The organism is Gilliamella sp. GillExp13, assembly GCF_001690815.1.
GTDB classification, from domain to species: domain Bacteria; phylum Pseudomonadota; class Gammaproteobacteria; order Enterobacterales; family Orbaceae; genus Gilliamella; species Gilliamella bombi.
In genome coordinates this window covers 1-18,347 of the sequence record NZ_LZHJ01000071.1, presented here as the reverse complement: position 1 = coordinate 18,347, position 18,347 = coordinate 1, and the positions used below count along the sequence as shown (strand labels likewise).

Annotated in this window: 17 protein-coding genes and 2 pseudogenes; 12 read left to right on the top strand and 7 right to left on the bottom strand. The window is 33.7% G+C overall.

The features are described 5' to 3' along the window. From A9G37_RS05075 to A9G37_RS05060, 5 genes and pseudogenes are all read left to right on the top strand, one after another. Positions 1–387, top strand: a 387-nt coding sequence (locus tag A9G37_RS05075) for an IS3 family transposase (protein ID WP_218059316.1), incomplete at its 5' end; no start/stop codon positions are given. Then, positions 374–625, top strand: a pseudogene (locus tag A9G37_RS13525) (integrase core domain-containing protein). The gene A9G37_RS05075 and the pseudogene A9G37_RS13525, both read left to right, overlap by 14 nt. Before the next feature lie 40 nt (positions 626–665). After that, a pseudogene (locus A9G37_RS13520) lies at positions 666–2,090 on the top strand (MFS transporter); the annotation flags it as partial. A 24-nt stretch (positions 2,091–2,114) separates the two neighbouring features. After that, positions 2,115–3,596 carry a mannitol dehydrogenase family protein gene (locus tag A9G37_RS05065; protein WP_065574825.1) on the top strand — a complete coding sequence of 494 codons (1,482 nt, stop codon included), beginning with the start codon at positions 2,115–2,117 and terminating at the stop codon, positions 3,594–3,596. Between the two features lie 187 nt (positions 3,597–3,783). Then, a complete protein-coding gene (locus A9G37_RS05060; RefSeq protein ID WP_065574824.1) occupies positions 3,784–4,467 on the top strand; it encodes a GntR family transcriptional regulator in 684 nt (227 codons plus the stop codon). Positions 4,468–4,557: 90 nt separating this feature from the next. Here A9G37_RS05060 and A9G37_RS05055 read toward each other — a convergent pair whose 3' ends face one another. Both A9G37_RS05055 and A9G37_RS05050 read right to left on the bottom strand, forming a co-directional pair. Next, positions 4,558–5,064 carry a CHAP domain-containing protein gene (locus A9G37_RS05055; RefSeq protein ID WP_218057016.1) on the bottom strand — a complete coding sequence of 169 codons (507 nt, stop codon included), beginning with the start codon at positions 5,062–5,064 and terminating at the stop codon, positions 4,558–4,560. Between the two features lie 252 nt (positions 5,065–5,316). Next, a complete protein-coding gene (locus tag A9G37_RS05050; protein ID WP_065574823.1) occupies positions 5,317–5,559 on the bottom strand; it encodes a hypothetical protein in 243 nt (80 codons plus the stop codon). 379 nt (positions 5,560–5,938) lie between these two features. Between A9G37_RS05050 and yccX the strand changes: the two genes are divergently transcribed. The 5 genes from yccX to A9G37_RS05025 all read left to right on the top strand — a co-directional run bounded on the left by yccX (position 5,939) and on the right by A9G37_RS05025 (position 9,561). Beyond that, entirely contained in the window at positions 5,939–6,217 is a 279-nt protein-coding gene (gene yccX / locus A9G37_RS05045) for an acylphosphatase (RefSeq protein ID WP_141671067.1), read from the top strand. A gap of 80 nt (positions 6,218–6,297) precedes the next feature. Further along, positions 6,298–6,861 carry an LPS export ABC transporter periplasmic protein LptC gene (gene lptC, locus A9G37_RS05040; protein WP_065574822.1) on the top strand — a complete coding sequence of 188 codons (564 nt, stop codon included), beginning with the start codon at positions 6,298–6,300 and terminating at the stop codon, positions 6,859–6,861. 3 nt (positions 6,862–6,864) lie between these two features. Further along, complete coding sequence (gene lptA / locus A9G37_RS05035) at positions 6,865–7,419, top strand: lipopolysaccharide transport periplasmic protein LptA (protein WP_065574821.1); 555 nt, start codon at positions 6,865–6,867, stop codon at positions 7,417–7,419. Position 7,420: 1 nt separating this feature from the next. Further along, entirely contained in the window at positions 7,421–8,146 is a 726-nt protein-coding gene (lptB, locus tag A9G37_RS05030; protein ID WP_065574820.1) for an LPS export ABC transporter ATP-binding protein, read from the top strand. Then, the gene (locus tag A9G37_RS05025; RefSeq protein WP_065574828.1) at positions 8,146–9,561 is read left to right on the top strand and encodes an RNA polymerase factor sigma-54; all 1,416 of its coding nucleotides are present in this window, start codon (positions 8,146–8,148) and stop codon (positions 9,559–9,561) included. Before lptB ends, A9G37_RS05025 begins: the two co-directional genes overlap by 1 nt. A gap of 72 nt (positions 9,562–9,633) precedes the next feature. On the opposite strand, the gene leuD is transcribed toward A9G37_RS05025, so the two are convergent. From leuD to leuA, 4 genes are all read right to left on the bottom strand, one after another. After that, positions 9,634–10,236, bottom strand: a complete 603-nt coding sequence (gene leuD / locus A9G37_RS05020) for a 3-isopropylmalate dehydratase small subunit (protein ID WP_065574819.1) — start codon at positions 10,234–10,236, stop codon at positions 9,634–9,636. 13 nt (positions 10,237–10,249) lie between these two features. After that, positions 10,250–11,650, bottom strand: a complete 1,401-nt coding sequence (gene leuC / locus A9G37_RS05015; protein ID WP_065574818.1) for a 3-isopropylmalate dehydratase large subunit — start codon at positions 11,648–11,650, stop codon at positions 10,250–10,252. Between the two features lie 156 nt (positions 11,651–11,806). Next, complete coding sequence (gene leuB, locus A9G37_RS05010; protein WP_065574817.1) at positions 11,807–12,886, bottom strand: 3-isopropylmalate dehydrogenase; 1,080 nt, start codon at positions 12,884–12,886, stop codon at positions 11,807–11,809. A 67-nt stretch (positions 12,887–12,953) separates the two neighbouring features. Then, on the bottom strand, positions 12,954–14,501 hold the full coding sequence (gene leuA / locus A9G37_RS05005; protein WP_065574816.1) for a 2-isopropylmalate synthase: 1,548 nt from the start codon (positions 14,499–14,501) through the stop codon (positions 12,954–12,956). 440 nt (positions 14,502–14,941) lie between these two features. On the opposite strand from leuA, the gene nfsB reads away from it, so the two are divergent. Both nfsB and A9G37_RS04995 read left to right on the top strand, forming a co-directional pair. Continuing rightward, positions 14,942–15,586 (top strand): oxygen-insensitive NAD(P)H nitroreductase, encoded by a 645-nt coding sequence (gene nfsB, locus A9G37_RS05000; RefSeq protein WP_065574815.1) that lies wholly within the window; start codon positions 14,942–14,944, stop codon positions 15,584–15,586. Between the two features lie 930 nt (positions 15,587–16,516). Next, positions 16,517–17,554: a hypothetical protein gene (locus A9G37_RS04995; protein ID WP_065574814.1), complete on the top strand. Its 1,038-nt coding sequence runs from the start codon at positions 16,517–16,519 to the stop codon at positions 17,552–17,554. Between the two features lie 476 nt (positions 17,555–18,030). Here A9G37_RS04995 and A9G37_RS04990 read toward each other — a convergent pair. Then, the coding region (locus tag A9G37_RS04990; RefSeq protein ID WP_141671066.1) for an IS30 family transposase at positions 18,031–18,347 on the bottom strand (317 nt) is incomplete at its 5' end.

Here is an 18,347-nt window from a genome sequence, read left to right as displayed (position 1 = left end):
CAGGATGATTCGGTGATTGTTTCGGTATTGAATGCTATCACAGACCGGCATTTACGCTGGGGCTTTCCTAAATGCTTTAATCGTATCAGAAAGCTCGGCTATCAATGGAACCATAAGCGTGTTTATCGGGTGTATTGTGAATTAAAGCTTAATCTCAGAGTAAAACGAAAAAAACGCATTCCTCCACGATGCCCGGAAAAGCTATTTGTGCCTAATAAACAAGGTGAATGTTGGTCAATGGATTTTATGAGTGATAGTAGCCGTAATCAACGTCGCTTTAGGACATTCAATGTCATCGATGACTTTAATCGTGAGGCGTTAGGTATTGATATTGCAGTCAGCTTACCAGCAGGAAGGATTACCCGTTACTTAGATAAACTGGGCTAAATCACATGATATAGCCATTGATTATATAAAGCCCGGTAGCCCTTATCAAAATGGTTATATTGAACGATTTAATCGTACCTATCGTACTGAAGTACTTGATTTATATCTTTTTAACAACTTAGCACAAGCAAGGTGAATAACCGAAGAATGGCTAACGATTTATAACACCGAAAGACCGCATGAGGCATTAAATAACATGACACCGATTGAGTATAAAACACTAAAACAAGCAGCTTAATTTTCTATGTGAGTTGTGTACTAAGTTTGGGGCATTTACAGGAGCTTTCTCAATCATTGGTGCATGGCTATTATTTTTCTATACTACTTTTGTAGGATTAACTCCATTGGAAGCTGCATCTATTGTTGCTATAGCGAGAATTGTTGATGCTATTGTAAGTTTATTTATGGGGAGTTTTACTGATCATTTTTACAAATATAGATTGGGACAAAAATTTGGTCGTAGACGCTTTTTCTTATTGATTGGTTCACCACTGATGTTACTTTATGTCTTATTATGGGTAGTAGGTATGAATTTTTGGTTTTACCTAGCAGCATATTTGGCATTTGAAATTGTAGCAGCAATAGTTCTTATTCCATGGGAAACATTACCATCAGAAATGACTAAGAACTATAACGACCGAACTAAATTATCCACCGGAAGAATGTTTTTCTCTGCTTGTGGTACTTTTTTGGCGACTTTTGTCCCTGGCATTTTGATTAATTATTTTGGCGAAAATAATGCCTATGCATATTTTATTAATGGTCTATTATTTGCTGTGATATTTGCTATATGTGTATTTATTTCCTATAAAGCAACTTGGGAAAGAGAACCAACAGGAGAGATGTTAAAGCAGTTACAAAAAGCACCTACAAAACTAACATTTTCAGAAAAACTAATGACCGTTAAGAAATTATTTTCTGAATATCTTTCAACTTTTAATATAAAAGCATTTCGCCGCCATTTGGCTATTTATTTTCATTTACAGCTAAAGATGTATTTAATACTGTATTTGTCTTTTTTTGTGTATATTGTTTGGTCGTTCCTTCATCTGTAGCAGCTGCTTTGCTTTCACTAAGTATTATTGGTTTACCAATAACATTATTAGCTGGATTTGCGATGGTAAAATATGGACCTGGTAAGTTATATACATTTTCTTATTCAACAATGATTCTATGTATTGTTGGTTTTTATTTTGTTTATATGTTTAATCCAGAATCAAAAATCTTACTTCTTTATATTTTTGCAATTTGTTATCAGTCAGGACGATGTATCCTTGAATTTACACCTTGGAACGTATTTCCTTTTATTCCTGATGTGGATGAAATCTTAACCAGACAAAGACGAGAAGGATTATATGCTGCCGTAATGACATTTGGTAGAAAGACAACGGTTGCTATTGCTACATTTGTTGTTGGTCTTATCTTACAAAAAGGAGGATTTGTTCAGGGTAGTACAGTCCAAAGCGAACAAGCAATTACAACAATAGGATTATTATTTTTATGTGGCACAGCAGGACTTTTATTTATTGCTTTAATTTTTGCACTTACATTTAAATTGAATAAACAAACTCATACAATTTTAGTCAATGAAATTGAAAGATTAAAAAATAATGGTTCAAAAGAAGATGTAGCAGATGAAGCAAGAAAAGTAATTGAAGACTTAACTTGGTCACAAATACCAAGACGTGTGGCAAAAAATCTAATCATTAAATTAAATGGAAAATATAATGAAACTATCAACTAAAACTTTATCACAACTACCTAAAGAGGTAGTTGTACCAAACTATGATAGAAATAAGCTTAAAACTAAAATTGTCCATCTTGGTTTTGGTGCCTTTCATCGTGCTCATCAGGCAGTTTTTACTGATATCTTAGCGGCTAAATATGGTAGTGATTGGGGATATTGTGAAGTTAATTTAATCGACGGTGAAAAGCAAATTGAAGATTTAAAACAGCAAGATTGCTTATTTAGTGTTTGTGAAATGGCTTATGACAATTGGTCAACTCAAGTTGTTGGTGTTGCCAAAGAAGCATTACATGCCGATATAGATGGTATTGTCAAAATACTAGAAGTTATGACACGCCCTGAAATTGCCATTGTGTCAATCACTGTTACCGAAAAAGGTTATTGCTATTTACCTGCAACGGCATCAATTGATACCAATAATACACTAATTAAACACGATATTGAAAATCCAACTAAGCCAAAAACTGTCCCTGGTGTGATTGTTGAAGCATTATATTTACGTAAAGAAAAAGGTTTAAAACCGTTTACAGTTATGTCTTGTGATAATATGCCAGAAAATGGTCATGTAACGCGGAATGTCGTTTTGGCGTTAGCGAAACTGCGCGATCCAAATTTGGCTAATTGGATAGAACAAAATGTAACATTTCCTTCAACAATGGTTGATCGAATAGTACCAGCAGTGACACCAGAAACGATGGAAAAAATTCAAAAACAACTGGGAGGAATCGAAGATCCTGCAGGTATTGCTGGCGAACCCTTTAAGCAATGGATTATTGAAGATAACTTTGTTGCTGGCCGGCCTGATTGGCAAAAAGCTGGCGCTGAACTTGTTAGTGATGTCTTGCCTTATGAAGAGATGAAGCTACATATGTTAAATGGTAGTCACTCATTTTTAGCTTATTTAGGCTATTTAGCTGGATATTTACATATAGATGAATGTATGCAAGATCCTTTTTATGTTAAAGCTGCAAGGCATTTGATGATAAATGAACAAGCAAGTACACTACGAGTGAAAGGCGTTGATTTACAGGCTTATGCTGATTCGTTGCTTGATCGTTATCGTAATACAGGTTTAAAACATCGTACTTGGCAAATAGCCATGGATGGCACCTTAAAATTACCTCAACGTATGCTTGATTCAGTCCGTTTTCATTTAGCAAATAACACACCATTTGATTGCTTAGCTTTAGGTATTGCAGCTTGGATGCGGTATGTAAGTGGGACTGATGATGCGGGTAGGAAGATTGAGGTAAGTGACCCAATTTCCGATAAACTGAAAGAACTAGTAGCAAATAGCCAAGATAATCAAGAACGAGTAAAATCGTTATTGTTATTATCACATGTATTTGGTGATGATCTACCTAACAATCAATATTTTGTTGAGCAGGTGACTAAAGCTTATTTATCTTTGCGAGATATTGGTGCTAAACAGTCAGTAAAACAGTTAGAAAAATTTTTTTAAAGCATTACTAACAAAACTAACATAATTAATAATAGCAAAGTGTAATTGTCCGCAAGGGCGTTACACTTTTACTTCTATTAAGTTCAAATAATCTTTTTATATTGATAATCATTTATCAAAAAAACTTTTCTTATATTTAAAAATCCCCTACTATTCTTCATAATTTAATTTTTACCTAAGATGATATATGTTTAAATCTGCCGACTTAAATATTTCAGAACCTGTTAATCAACAAATTTACCGTAAATTAAGAAAAGCTATTATTACTTGTCAGGTGTTGCCAGGTGTTTTACTTTCAGAAAAAGAGATTTCTAGTCAATTTAATGTCTCAAGGCAACCGGTCAGAGAAGCATTTATTAAATTAGCTGAAGCGGGGCTTGTTCAAATTTTGCCGCAACGAGGAACTTTTGTCACAAAAATATCGATTAAAAAAGTTATTGATGGACAATTTATTCGAGATGCAGTTGAATGTGCAATTATTAGACAAACCGCATTAAAAATTAATGATTCAGATATTTTATTACTGCAAAAAAATATTGATGAACAAAAAGAGGCCAATAAACATAAAAATATTCAATATTTTCTAGAAAAAGATGATGAATTCCACCAAATTTTAATGAACGTAATAGACTGCCAAATGGCATGGGAAACGGTTGAAAATATTAAAGCTATGATGGATCGTGTTAGATTCCTTTCATTAGAAAAAATTTCTCCACCAGAGGATCTTGTTAAACAGCATGAAAAAATTCTGATAGCTTTAAAAAATCATGATCCAGATCTTGCAGCAATAGCTCAACATGAACATTTATCGGCTATTTTGGAGACTATAAAAATAGTATCAAAACAGAAGAATGAATGGTTTGTTGATTAATCTTGATTAAAAATCTGAATTATTATTTTGAATATTTTCTGTAACTATGCCATTTGTTTTTTTTGTTGTAGTTTACTCTGGTGCAGGCAATTATTTATTTTTACGTAAATAACCTAAAATACGGAAACTATCTACTTTCCATAATCCCTTATTAAAAATTAATGGATAAGTTGCACGACTGCTTTTGTTGGGACCAGGGTTTTGTTGAATAATTTCAATTTCGTTATCGCTAACTTTGCTAATAATGGCAACATGACCATATCTTGACCAACCAAAAACAATAATATCTTCAACTTGTGGTTTAGTTGGCGAACCATTATGAAATTGTAATAAATTACGTTTAGGATTAAGCTGACCATCAGGAATTGATTCATCGAAGTAATTTTTAGCATGACCATAACTATCTGGCATTTTGTGATTAAAACGTTGATAATAATAACGTTTAATAAATTCAACGCATTGGTACTTTTGGCCTAAGTTATAGCCGTCTTTAGTTAGATTACGACCACTAACATTACCAGTACTACCATTATAATAAACATCAACACCATTGAATTGATCAACAACTTTGCCTATTTTTTCTTTATCAACTTGCATATCAGGGTAAACATATGTGTAAAAAACGTAATAAGTAAGTATTGATAAAATGACAAAGAATAATGTTTTTTTGTATTTGAATAATATTATATTTCTCATTATAAGAATTTATTTTTCCTATTATGTTTTTATAACTATCTTTCTTTTTTATTAAAAAATAAAGTAATACCCATCGATTGTGACAGGCTTATTAACGTATTGTTATTAAGTTATGTATTTGAAAATGATGTTATTTTATATAATATTAATATATTACATTTTATGTAAATAACCTAAAACGCCAAAACCTTCTATTATCCATTTTCCATCAACGATCGAAGGGTCAAAGAACTCCTTTGCATGCCCATAGCTATTGGGCATTTTGTGATTGAAGCGTTGATAATAATAGCGTTTGATAAATTCAACACATTGATATTTCAGACCTAAGTTATAGCCGTCTTTAGCAATATTTCTTCCTCTTACATTATTGATGCTACCATTATAATAGACTTTCACACTATTAAATTCATCAAAAACTTTGCTAATTTTCTGTTTATCAATTTCAACATTAGCAAAAGCACATGAATTAAGTGTATAGTAGCTTAATACTGATAATAGTTAAAGTAAAAAAACTTTTTTATATTTTAATAACATATTTATTTCCATTGTTTTAATTATTTATTATTGTTTATTTTGTTAAAAAACTAAAATTTAGTCGATAAGTAAAAACTTAATAATTGTTAGATTATTAATTAATCTAACATTTAACTATAGTATTTATTTTTATATAAGCTATTTAACCATGATAAAAAATTATGTTCTGTATTTTCAATCTAAATTAGTATTTCATCATTAAGATAAATATATTTGAATTATAATAAAATGGGGTTGCAAAATGATTAAGAAAGTTAAAATAAATGTTAACGGTCGTGTGCAAGGTGTAGGATTTCGTTTTTTTACTTATCAGCAAGCCCAAAAACTGAATTTAGTTGGTTATGTTCAAAATTTAGATAATGGTGATGTTGAGATTATAGCTCAAGGTGATAATTTACAAATAAGCAAATTAATAAAATGGATTGAAAATGGCGGTCCTGCATCTTCACGTATTTCACATGTTAATATTTTTGAATTATTACCACAAAACGATTTAACTTCTTTTAATGTTCGATATTAATTTAATAAAAAATAAAGTAAAATAATTAAAATTTTGGCATTCGAAATAATAATTTCTAATTAATGTGAAAAACGTATGTTATGAATAAAAAAAATCTAATCTGTTTTTTACTTCTCATTGTTGTTATCGGTGTTTATTATAATTATCAAAAAGGAGATGAGATTGTAAATCAATCCACTCTAAATATATCAGATAAGCCGATGTATCAAAGTGATAAAATGTTAACAGATATTTATGACTTATCAGGGGATCTTATTTATAGAATTGAGTCCAGTAATGTAAGGCATTTTGATGACTCAAATAATACTGAATTTGATTTGCCCAATTTTACGTTTTATGAACAGAATCATTCAGTTACATGGCATATTAAAGCAAAAAAAGCGACGTTGACAAAAGATAAACTTCTTTACCTTTATGATGATGTTCAATTAGATAATTTGACACAAGAAGCTCAATTGAAACAAGTAAAAACTGATAATGCCGTGATAGATTTAACTTCACAACTAGTCAAATCAAAAGATCCTGTCATCATTAATGGGGCGGGATTTTATTCAACTGGTATTGGTTTAGCGGGTGATTTACATGCCAAAACGGCTAACATACTTGAAAATGTAAAAACATATTATAATACAGAGGCAAAATAAAACATGAGTTCGCTAAAACGGGGTGTTTTTTCATTAATTTTATTGCTACCAATTTCTTTAAGTAGTTTCGCTAATGAACTTACTTTGCAATCTATAAATTCTAAAGAAGAACATAAAATGTTCGCTGATAATAAACCCATTACGATAGATGCAGATAATCAAAAAATTGATATTGAAAATGATACAATTACATTTATTGGAAATGTTGTTATTGTCCAAGAAGGATTAACTATAAAAGCTGATAAAGTGGTTATCACTGACACGCAAGACAAAAATAAGCAAAAAATCACAGCTTATGGTAACCCTGTGAGTTATAAACAAATTTTAACAGAAAAAAATAAGATTGTAACGGGTCATTCTTCACAAGTTATTTATGATGTAAAACAAAATAATGTTATTTTACGGGGGCATGCTGAATTATTTCAACAAGATAATCATATTGTTAGTGATCTGATTACATACGATGTCAAAAAACAGCAAATATTAGCCAATCCAGGTAAGAATATGCGAGTAAAAAGCACTATTATCCCAAATCAAGTTAAAGGGATGAACAAATAAAATGTCAATTTTAAAAGCGGAAAATTTGGCCAAAGTATATAAAAAAAGACGAGTTGTTGAAGATGTAAGTTTAACAGTCAACTCAGGCGAAATTGTTGGATTATTGGGCCCCAATGGTGCGGGTAAAACGACTACTTTTTATATGGTGGTTGGTATAGTGACATTAAATGCAGGTAAAATTTATCTTGATGATCATGATATCAGCATTTTACCTTTACATGAGCGAGCTCAAAAAGGTATTGGCTATTTACCACAAGAAGCGTCTATTTTCAGAAAATTGTCTGTTATAGATAACATTATGGCAATTTTAGAAACTCGTAAAGATATTGATAAAAATGAGAAAATCGATCGTGCCGAAGAATTACTTGAAGAGTTCCATATTTCTCATATTCGTGACAGCATAGGACAATCTCTATCAGGTGGAGAAAGACGTCGAGTAGAAATAGCAAGAGCGTTAGCAGCTAATCCTAAATTTATTTTACTTGATGAACCTTTTGCTGGTGTTGATCCAATTTCGGTGATAGATATCAAAAATATTATTAAGCATCTACGTGATCGAGGGTTGGGTGTATTAATAACCGATCATAATGTACGTGAAACGTTAGATGTTTGCGAACGTGCTTACATTGTTAATAAAGGGCATTTAATTGCTGAAGGTTCACCAAATGACATCTTAAGTAACGAATATGTAAAACGCGTTTACTTAGGAAACGCGTTCAGATTATGATGAAAACCAGTTTACAACTGAAAGTCTCTCAACAATTATCCATGACGCCACAATTACAATTGGCGATTAAATTACTACAGTTGTCAACTTTAGAACTCCAACAAGAAATACAAACTGCGCTTGAAAACAATCCATTGCTTGAAGTTGATGATCAATATGACGAAGTGAACGTTAAACAAAACGATGAAGCAGAAAATATTGATACGCGTGAGGCTTTAGATAGCAAAGAGATTCCCGATGATATTCCACTGGATGCATCTTTAGATGATATTTATAGTGCAGGAACTCCATCTGGAACTAACTCAGATTATCGTAATGACGAATTGCCTATCTATCAAGGTGAAACTCACGAAACATTACATGATTATCTAGAATGGCAACTTGAACTAACACCCTTTAGCGATACTGATAGGGCGATAGCAGTATCTATTATTGAAGCTATAGATGAGAGAGGCTATTTAACAGTTTCAACAGAAGAAATACTTGAAGAGCAAGGTAATGATGAAATTGAAATTGCCGAAGTTGAAGCAGTATTGAAACGAATATGGAATTTTGATCCTATCGGTGTTGGTGCCAGATCGTTGCAAGAGTGTTTGTCTATTCAAATTCAACATTTAGATACTCCACCGTTAGTTAAACAAATTATTGATAATTATTTAGAATTATTAGCCATACGCGATTATAGAAACTTAAAAAAAGTGTTAAATACAACAGATGAACAATTAAAAGAGGCTGTTGAGTTTATACAACGTTTACAACCTTATCCTGGCGATTTGGTTAATACTGCTTCTCCAGACTATGTCATACCTGATGTCATGGTAAAAAAAGTACAAGGAAAATGGGTTGTGTATCTAAATAGCGATACTGTGCCAGCTTTACGCATTAATCAGCAATACGCAGATATGGTAAAATTAGCTAATGAAAGTGATGGGCAATATATTAGATCTCATCTGCAAGAAGCTAATTGGTTTATTAAAAGCATCGAAAACCGTAACGAAACCTTATTAAAAGTCAGCCAATTTATTGTTGAGCATCAGCAAGCCTTTTTTGAACACGGTGCTGAATACATGAAACCAATGATTTTGTCTGATATTGCAACGGCAATTGATATGCATGAATCAACCATTTCTCGTGTAACAACTCAAAAATATCTGCATTGTCCAAGCGGAATCTATGAACTTAAATTCTTTTTCTCAAGTCATGTTAATAATGATTCTGGTGGTGAGGTTTCATCTACCGCTATCCAAGCATTAATTAAAAAATATATATCGGCAGAAAATAGTAAAAAGCCATTAAGTGATAGTAAATTAGTTTCGATGCTTGAAGAACAAGGTATTATTATTGCACGTCGCACCGTAGCGAAATACCGCGAAGCCTTATCAATTCCACCATCAAGCCAACGTAAACAGCTTTAAATTTGAATTCAAATTTTTTGGATATATATCGCTTATTTTAATCATGGGCGCAATTTGCGCCCTTTAATAAAATTAAGCTAAAAAGCTTGGAATTTTATGTTCAAAGTTGCTAATTGCTTCTTCATGTTGTAAGGTTAAACCAATATTATCTAAACCATTTAGTAAACAGTGACGTTTAAAGGCATCGATTTTAAATGGATATTGCTTGTCGCCGGCAATAACAACTTCATTGACTAAATCAATGGTAAACTCAATGCCTTCATTGGCTTCGACAATTTTAAACAGCTCATCGACATCTTCCTCGGATAAATTAACCAATAATAACTGATTGTTAAATGAGTTATTATAAAAGATATCGGCAAAGCTTGAGCCTATAATGGCTTTAAACCCATAATCGGCAAGCGCCCATGGCGCATGTTCACGAGAAGAACCACAACCAAAATTTTCTCGCGCCAATAAAATGCTGGCACCTTTATAGCGGGGTTTATTCAAGACAAATTCAGGATTAGGTTGCTTGCCAGCATCATCTAAAAAGCGCCATTCATGAAAAGCATGTTTACCAAATCCAGTGCGTGTTACTTTCTGTAAAAACTGTTTAGGAATGATTGCATCTGTATCAACATTAGCCGCATCCAAAGGAACGACTAGCCCAGTATGTTTTGTAAATTTTACCATGAAAAGTCTCTCCTTAAAATGGTTTGCGAATATCTGTAAAATGACCAGTAATAGCTGCGGCTGCTGCCATAGCAGGACTAACTAAATGTGTTCTAGCATCGCGTCCTTGGCGACCTTCAAAATTACGGTTGCTAGTTGATGCACAACGATCTCCTGGTGCTAATTTATCATCGTTCATTGCAAGACACATAGAGCAACCTGGTAAGCGCCATTCAAATCCTGCATCAGTAAAAATCTTATCTAATCCTTCGGCTTCAGCTTGTTCTTTCACTGGTCCTGAACCGGGTACAACTAATGCTTGTACACCATCAGCCACTTTGCGGCCTTTAGCAATTTGCGCAGCAGCTCGTAAATCTTCTATACGTGAGTTTGTACAAGAACCAATAAACACTTTATTGATCTTAATATCAGTCATTTTGGTGCCAGCGGTTAATCCCATATAAGCTAATGCACGCTCAGCAGAGTGTTTTTCAATAGGATCAGCAAAATCATTAGGATTCGGTACCGTTGCATTAATTGAAGTTACTTGACCAGGGTTCGTTCCCCAAGTAACTTGTGGTGCGATATCTTTTCCTTCTAACGTCACAACTGTATCAAAATGTGCACCTTCGTCGGTTTTTAGTGTTTTCCAATAAGCCACTGCTTTGTCGAAGTCTTCACCTTTTGGTGAAAATTGGCGATCTTTTAAGTACTCAAAAGTGACTTCATCTGGTGCAATTATGCCAGCTTTAGCTCCCATTTCAATTGCCATATTACACAACGTCATGCGTCCTTCCATTGATAATGATTTAATAGCATCACCACAAAATTCAACTACATGACCTGTACCGCCAGCACTGGTTGTTTTGTCAATGATAGCTAAAATAATATCCTTAGCGGTAATGCCATCAGCAACATGTCCTTTAACTTCAATTTTCATAGTTTTAGCTCGACCTTGCTTTAAGGTTTGAGTAGCTAACACATGCTCAACTTCGGAAGTACCAATACCAAAAGCTAATGCACCAAATGCGCCATGTGTTGCAGTGTGCGAATCACCACACACAATAGTCATACCCGGTAAAGTCATACCTTGCTCAGGACCGACTACATGGACAATACCACGTAATGGGCTTTGTAAATCATATAACGAAACACCAAACTCTTTGGCATTTTTTGCCAGTTCAGTTAATTGAATGCGAGCCATTTCGCTACAGGCACTTAAATCATTACTTTTGGTTGAAGTATTATGATCCATAGTTGCAAAAGTCTTATTGGGCTGGCGAACTTTACGATTCATTGCACGTAAGCCATCAAAGGCCTGTGGAGATGTGACTTCATGAACTAAATGACGATCGATATATAAAATAGGCGTTTCATTTGGAGCCTCATAAACGACATGCGCATCATATAATTTCTGATACAGTGTTTTTGACATTGCAGATTCCTTATTATTTTTTACAACTAGTATTAGTTTTAAACTTTGACATTATTTACTAATACTATAATTAATTGAAGTAAAAAGGATACAAGGAGCAGTTTATTTTGCATACTTGAGTATCCCTTTACTACACATTTAACATAGCTAATTCAATTAAATAAGCTTACAAATAATGTCTCCCATTTCATCAGTTGAAACGGCTTGTTCTTTTTGTGCAAGATCGATAGTACGATAGCCTTGCTCTAATGCTTTATTTACTGCTGTTTCGATAGCTGAGGCAATATCATCACGTTTAAAGCTATAACGGACTAACAAGGCTAATGACAAAATTTGTGCAGCAGGATTAGCAATATTTTTGCCAGCAATGTCAGGTGCGCTACCACCAGCAGGTTCATATAAGCCAAAGCCTTGTTCATTAAGGCTAGCAGAAGGTAACATCCCCATTGAACCAGTTATCATGGCACATTCATCGGATAATATATCCCCAAATAAATTTGAGCATAAAATAACATCGAATTGAGACGGATCTTTAACAAGTTGCATTGTGGCATTATCGATATACATATGCTCAAGTTCAATATCAGGATAGTTTTTAGCTACTTCATTGACCACCTCGCGCCACAAAATTGAGGTTTGTAAAACGTTGGCTTTATCAATTGAAGTTACTTTTTTGCGACGTAAACGTGCAGCTTCAAACCCCATTTTTGCAATACGTTCTATCTCAAAACGATGATAAACTTCAGTATCAAATGCTTTTTCTTGAGCACCACTACCTTCACGTCCTTTAGGTAATCCAAAATAAATACCGCCAGTTAATTCGCGCATACATAAAATATCAAATCCACGCTCAGCAATATCGGTGCGTAATGGGCAAAGATCTTCTAAGCCTTGATATAAACGAGCAGGGCGCATATTAGCAAATAATTTGAAGTGTTTACGTAGTGGCAATAACGCACCACGTTCAGGTTGCTTTTCAGGTGGTAAATTAGACCATTTAGGACCACCCACTGAACCAAATAAAATAGCGTTAGCTTTTTCACAGCCTTCAAGTGTTTCATTAGGTAATGGGCAACCATGAATATCAATTGCTGCACCACCCACATCATATTCACTAGTAGTAATAGAAAGTTGATATTTTTGGCGGATAACATCTAATACTTTATAGGCTTGTCTCATTACTTCAGGGCCAATACCGTCGCCGGGAAGTACTGCAATATGGTAGTTTTGTGACATTTTTTATTCCTTTACAATCTAAATTAATTTTCATGTTTTGCTGTTAAACGACAAAACAAATTATTTTTTAGTCATGATGTAATTTTTGTTTTTCTTGTGCAACTTGATTTGCTCTATACACATTATTCAATACATTAATTAAAGCCAAAGCCGATGAGTGAACAATATCAGTTGCAAGCCCCACACCATGGAACTTACGACCTTTATATTCGGCAACAATATCAACTTGTCCTAAAGCATTTTCACCTTGTCCTTTAGAAGCTAATTGATATTTTACAATCGAAATAGGTTCGCCAGTAATACGGTTGATAGCTTGATAAACAGCATCAACAGGACCGTTACCCGTTGCAGCATCAGAATACTTTTTATCACCAATTAACAAGCTAACCGAAGCGGTTGAAACAACCGTCGAACCTGATTGAACATTAAAATAATCTAAAACATAATGTTCTTTTTCATCTTTTAATTGATTGATAAATATTAATGCCTCTAAATCATAATCGAATACTTGGCCTTTTTTATCAGCTAATTCTAAAAATGTCTCATAGACTTGATCTAAGTTATAATCTTTATCGTGATAACCAAGTTCTTCTAAACGATGTTTAACGGCGGCTCGTCCTGAGCGAGAGGTTAAATTTAATTGGATTTGATTTAATCCGATTGATTCAGGGGTCATAATTTCATAAGTTTCACGATTTTTTAAAACCCCATCTTGATGAATTCCTGAGGAGTGGGCAAAAGCGTTACTACCAATAATTGCTTTATTACCTGGAATTGGCATGTTAGTAATTTGGCTAACAATTTGGCTGGTACGATAAATCTCTTGGTGATTGATATTTGTGTGAACATTTAAGATATTTTGACGAACTTTAATCGCCATAATAACTTCTTCAAGTGCGGTATTACCCGCACGTTCGCCTAAACCATTCATCGCACCTTCAATTTGCCGAGCACCTTCTTGAACCGCGCTAATCGAGTTAGCCACCGACATGCCCAAGTCATCATGACAATGAATAGAGATAATCGCTTGATCAATGTTCGGGACACGTTCAAATAGGGTACGAATAATACCACCAAATTGATAAGGGACAGTATAACCGACAGTATCCGGAATATTGATCGTTCTTGCCCCTGCTTTAATTGCTGCTTCAACGATACGACATAAGTTATCAATTGGGGTACGGCCTGCATCTTCACAAGAAAACTCCACATCATTAGTATAATTACGTGCACGTTTAATACAGTGCACAGCTCTTTCAATGACATCATCAAATGTCATTTTTAATTTATCTTTAACATGTAAGGTTGATGTTGCCATAAAAGTATGAATTCGAAACTGATCTGCAACTTTTAATGCCTCGGCAGCAACATCAATGTCTTTATCAACACAACGAGACAATGCACAAACACAGCTATCTTTAATGGTCTTAGCAATCGTTTGAACTGATTCAAAATCACCGGGAGATGAAACAGGAAAGCCAACTTCCATCACATCGACCCGCATTCGCTCCAAAGCAAGCGCTATTTGTAACTTTTCTTTAACGCTCAAACTTGCTTGTAATGCTTGTTCACCATCGCGTAACGTTGTATCAAAAATAATGACTTGATCGCTCATTGTTTTTCCTTTTATATATTTTAGCGCTATCTCGGTATTTCAAGTTAAAAAAACAAAAAACCCGCACTTTAGCGCGGGTTCTTGTTAATTTGTTGAGTTGTTTATTTAACTACTTCTTTTTACTCCACACACAAGCTATCCGCGCAAATTGATGCGAGGAGGAGGCTGAGGTCGAGTGATAAATAGTTAACAAACATAAAAATCTCTATTTGAATTGTAATTAATACTGTCTAAAACTGTATGTTATTTTTACCAAATGATATTAGTGGTGTCAATGATTATTTGTAACCAATCTTAATATGTTCTATTTTTATTAAAATAAAGTACTCAATACTAATTAAGGATTGCTTTACTATTTGACAAATCTATTAAAATAATAAGTTGAGACATAATAAAACCGAATTATAATGGTGAAAAGAATAACTCGCGAGGGCATAATAATGAACATAGTTGATATTTCTCAAAAACGCTACACTACCAAACATTATGATCCAACAAAAAAAATTCCTGCCGATAAGATTGAACAATTATTAACGGTTTTAAGAAACAGCCCATCATCAGTTAACTCACAACCATGGCATTTTTATGTTATTGATAACGACGAGGCAAAGAATAAAATTTTACCAGCTATACTTGAATTTAATCAACCAAGGGTGACTGGCGCTTCGCATACGATTGTCTTTTGTATTAAAACACCATTAGACGACGCCCATTTAGTTAATCTACTCAATCAAGAAGATAAAGACGGTAGATATCCTTCAGCCGATCTTAAACAAGCACAAGATCAAGGTCGTCGGCACTTTGTAAAGCTCAATAGTGCAACCATTGAATCACAACAATGTTGGGAAAGTAAACAAGCTTATCTAGCATTGGGGCAACTGCTTTTTGCAGCAGCAACAATTGGTATTGATTCAACGGCTATTGAAGGATATGATGCCCAAAAAATGGACGATATCTTAGATCTCAAAAGCAAAGGACTTAAAAGTATTGTTGTTGCTACATTAGGCTATCGAGCCGAAAATGACGGCAATGCGCATCGACCAAAATCACGCTTACCTAAAGAGCAACTTTTTACGTTTTTATAAAATAACGAGCAATATCCTCTGTATAAATTGAGATAAATACCGAGGATATTTTTTGAACTATTACAAGTTTAATTGTAGGAAAACATTGAGTTGTTTATACCTCATGTGTAGGACTTACTCGCATTATTTACAGTAAATCTGAGAAAATGTGGTAATGAATATACGTAAAACAAAATTAACGCCTTATCACAGACAAGAGATAAGGCGTTTATATCATAAAGAAAAATAACCATCACTGATTTGGCTAAGCGCTTTATGGTCAATCGCCCGACCATTTATAGCGTGCTAAAAAAGCCTGATTGAAGCTGTTTGTGCCTTTAACCAGCAAGAACAAACGTTATAAAACGATTAGTTATGGTATTAAACGCCTAGTTAAAGTTGAAAAGTCCATTGAAGATAAATTAAGGCGACAAGCTAAATTCTAGAACAAAACCAACCCTGACGAAATGTTATATGTCGGCACCAAATATTTACCTTTACCTAAAAACAAAATAAAAACTTCAATAAAATCAACACTCCACCTGAACGATTTAGAGTAAAAAAACTCAACACTATATATGCTTGTTTTTTTGCGGTGTCAAAATACGCTAATGTCAGAACTAGGGTCGCCGCCAAACAGGACTATTTCATTTGTATTTTTTTTACAAAAATCCACCAAAAAACTAGCCAACTATTTTTTAAACGGCTATACTTTTACGGTTATAGGAAAACAAGCTTATTAAATAAGTAAATAATTGTAAAAATCTAAATAAAACAAAATATTACTTGACAGGTAGACAATAATGCATTATCATTTCTGGCACAAGGCACTGGCAAACCTACGATTTAAATTTATTAAATAATCCTATTCGCCGAGTTTTTGCACGAAACTCGTTTATATTTCCCAAATTATCTCTCAAATTATCCCGAAAACTCTTGTTGGTGTTGGGCGTGTTATTATTGCCATATTCATGGAGTTTAGAGGCATTAATTAGTAAAAATGGTCGCGTAAATAATCATCGTAGTGATGCTATAATATTACCGTCGTTCGAAAACCCGTGTCTAAAATATGGTACAGACGGAGAAGTAGGTTCAGTTGATTTATGGATATCGAATTCTGATTATTTTGAACCAAGTGCGCCATCGGTTTGTTATGCTCAACCTAATTTATCAAACGACTCCAGTAATAATACTATATATAAAGATTTAGATGGTCCAGATTGGGTAAAAGGAAAAGGATTTGTTCCACAAGATATAAACAATCCACAACGTAATTTCCCATCGACAGGAACAAATAATGTTTATTTTTATTTATTATTAGCAAATGTAACGCCCGAAGAGATTATCTCAGCTAATGGCGCTAGAGTATTCCCTGAGTTAGGGAGTGGAGTTAGTTTAGCTTTATCATCTGCAATAACACCAGGTTGGGGAAAAGGCTCACGAGATGTAGCTTTAAAGATAGTACTAAAAGGGCCAGTAAACAGTAGTGCTAATAAAAATTTTAGCCCCTCTACATTTAAGCTTTATTCAGATAGCGCTAAAAGTAAGTTACTGTATAGCTTTAAAATTGAAAGATGGTATATAGCCAAAGGTGCTCATATTAATGCATCTGTGCAAGATGCAAAAGATTACTGTAACCGAATTGGATACCGAATGCCCAGTGTTGCAGATTATACTAATGCAAATAATGATAATATTTGGACTGGAGGTATTCCCAGAAGAAATATCAATGGTTATCGCCGACAATTAAGCTATCGCGGCGGTAATGGCAGATGGATTGGCGGGCTATTTAATGAATGGGGAACTTTGTTTAATCACTCTGATCACTATTTAGGTCTTGACGACTGGGAAACTGAGCATCCTCATGATTGGTATTGGACAATCAATACATACAGGGGAAAACCGATTCGAGTCGATCTGGGGGATGGAGATTTATATTATAGTAAACCAACTTATAGGCTATACAGAGCGGCTTGTGTTAAGCCTTAGTTAAATTTGTTTTATCTGTTCAGAAAATAGTTTGACTCTGTAACTTTTTGAAGTTACAGAGGTTATTCCGAGTAAGTTAATTATAGAACTTACTCGCATTGTTTACAGTAATGGTATGTCCCCACTTTTTAGTACCAAAAAGATAAGGTTAACGATTTTGATACCTAATATTTAAAACCATAAAATCAGTCTGCTTTTTATTATTCAATATAATTTTCATATAGTTATATATTATTTTTAATAATCAGATTCATCTAATCAGATGTTTACAAAACTTAACAAAAAAGTCGTTTTTTGCATAAAATTAACATTATATAATAAATATGATCAGGTTTGTGTTTTATCAGTAGTCATGATTTGGATGCAAATGATTTTTTATGGAAAAAATTAATTAAAAATGGGAATTATGGATAATAAAATATACAAAAGCAATAAGTTAGCCTTTGAACAACCTCGAATGTTTATTTTAAAAATACCTAGATTACACCATGAAGTGCAATTCTTCTTAGCTCCTTAGAATAAAAATCGGCAGGGCTTTTAAACTTATGCCGTTTTCTTGGGCGTGTGTTCAATAGATATTGTATTTTCTTTATCTGTTTGTCGTCAACTAATGAAATGGCCGCTGACTTAGGTATAAACTGACGTATTAAGCCATTGGTGTTTTCATTTGTACCTCTTTGCCAGCTTTTATAAGGCTCTGCAAAGTACACGGTAGTATTTAAATAATGCTCAATAGCATGATGATAATTAAATTCGGTTCCATTATCAAAGGTGATGCTTTTAACCATTTTTT

Coding starts and splice junctions, on each gene's coding strand:
- A9G37_RS05065 (WP_065574825.1), top strand. CDS start 2,115: ATGAAACTATCAACTAAAACTTTATCACAACTACCTAAAGAGGTAGTT.
- A9G37_RS05060 (WP_065574824.1), top strand. CDS start 3,784: ATGTTTAAATCTGCCGACTTAAATATTTCAGAACCTGTTAATCAACAA.
- A9G37_RS05055 (WP_218057016.1), bottom strand. CDS start 5,064: ATGCAAGTTGATAAAGAAAAAATAGGCAAAGTTGTTGATCAATTCAAT.
- yccX (WP_141671067.1), top strand. CDS start 5,939: ATGATTAAGAAAGTTAAAATAAATGTTAACGGTCGTGTGCAAGGTGTA.
- lptC (WP_065574822.1), top strand. CDS start 6,298: ATGAATAAAAAAAATCTAATCTGTTTTTTACTTCTCATTGTTGTTATC.
- lptA (WP_065574821.1), top strand. CDS start 6,865: ATGAGTTCGCTAAAACGGGGTGTTTTTTCATTAATTTTATTGCTACCA.
- lptB (WP_065574820.1), top strand. CDS start 7,421: ATGTCAATTTTAAAAGCGGAAAATTTGGCCAAAGTATATAAAAAAAGA.
- A9G37_RS05025 (WP_065574828.1), top strand. CDS start 8,146: ATGAAAACCAGTTTACAACTGAAAGTCTCTCAACAATTATCCATGACG.
- leuD (WP_065574819.1), bottom strand. CDS start 10,236: ATGGTAAAATTTACAAAACATACTGGGCTAGTCGTTCCTTTGGATGCG.
- leuC (WP_065574818.1), bottom strand. CDS start 11,650: ATGTCAAAAACACTGTATCAGAAATTATATGATGCGCATGTCGTTTAT.
- leuB (WP_065574817.1), bottom strand. CDS start 12,886: ATGTCACAAAACTACCATATTGCAGTACTTCCCGGCGACGGTATTGGC.
- leuA (WP_065574816.1), bottom strand. CDS start 14,501: ATGAGCGATCAAGTCATTATTTTTGATACAACGTTACGCGATGGTGAA.
- nfsB (WP_065574815.1), top strand. CDS start 14,942: ATGAACATAGTTGATATTTCTCAAAAACGCTACACTACCAAACATTAT.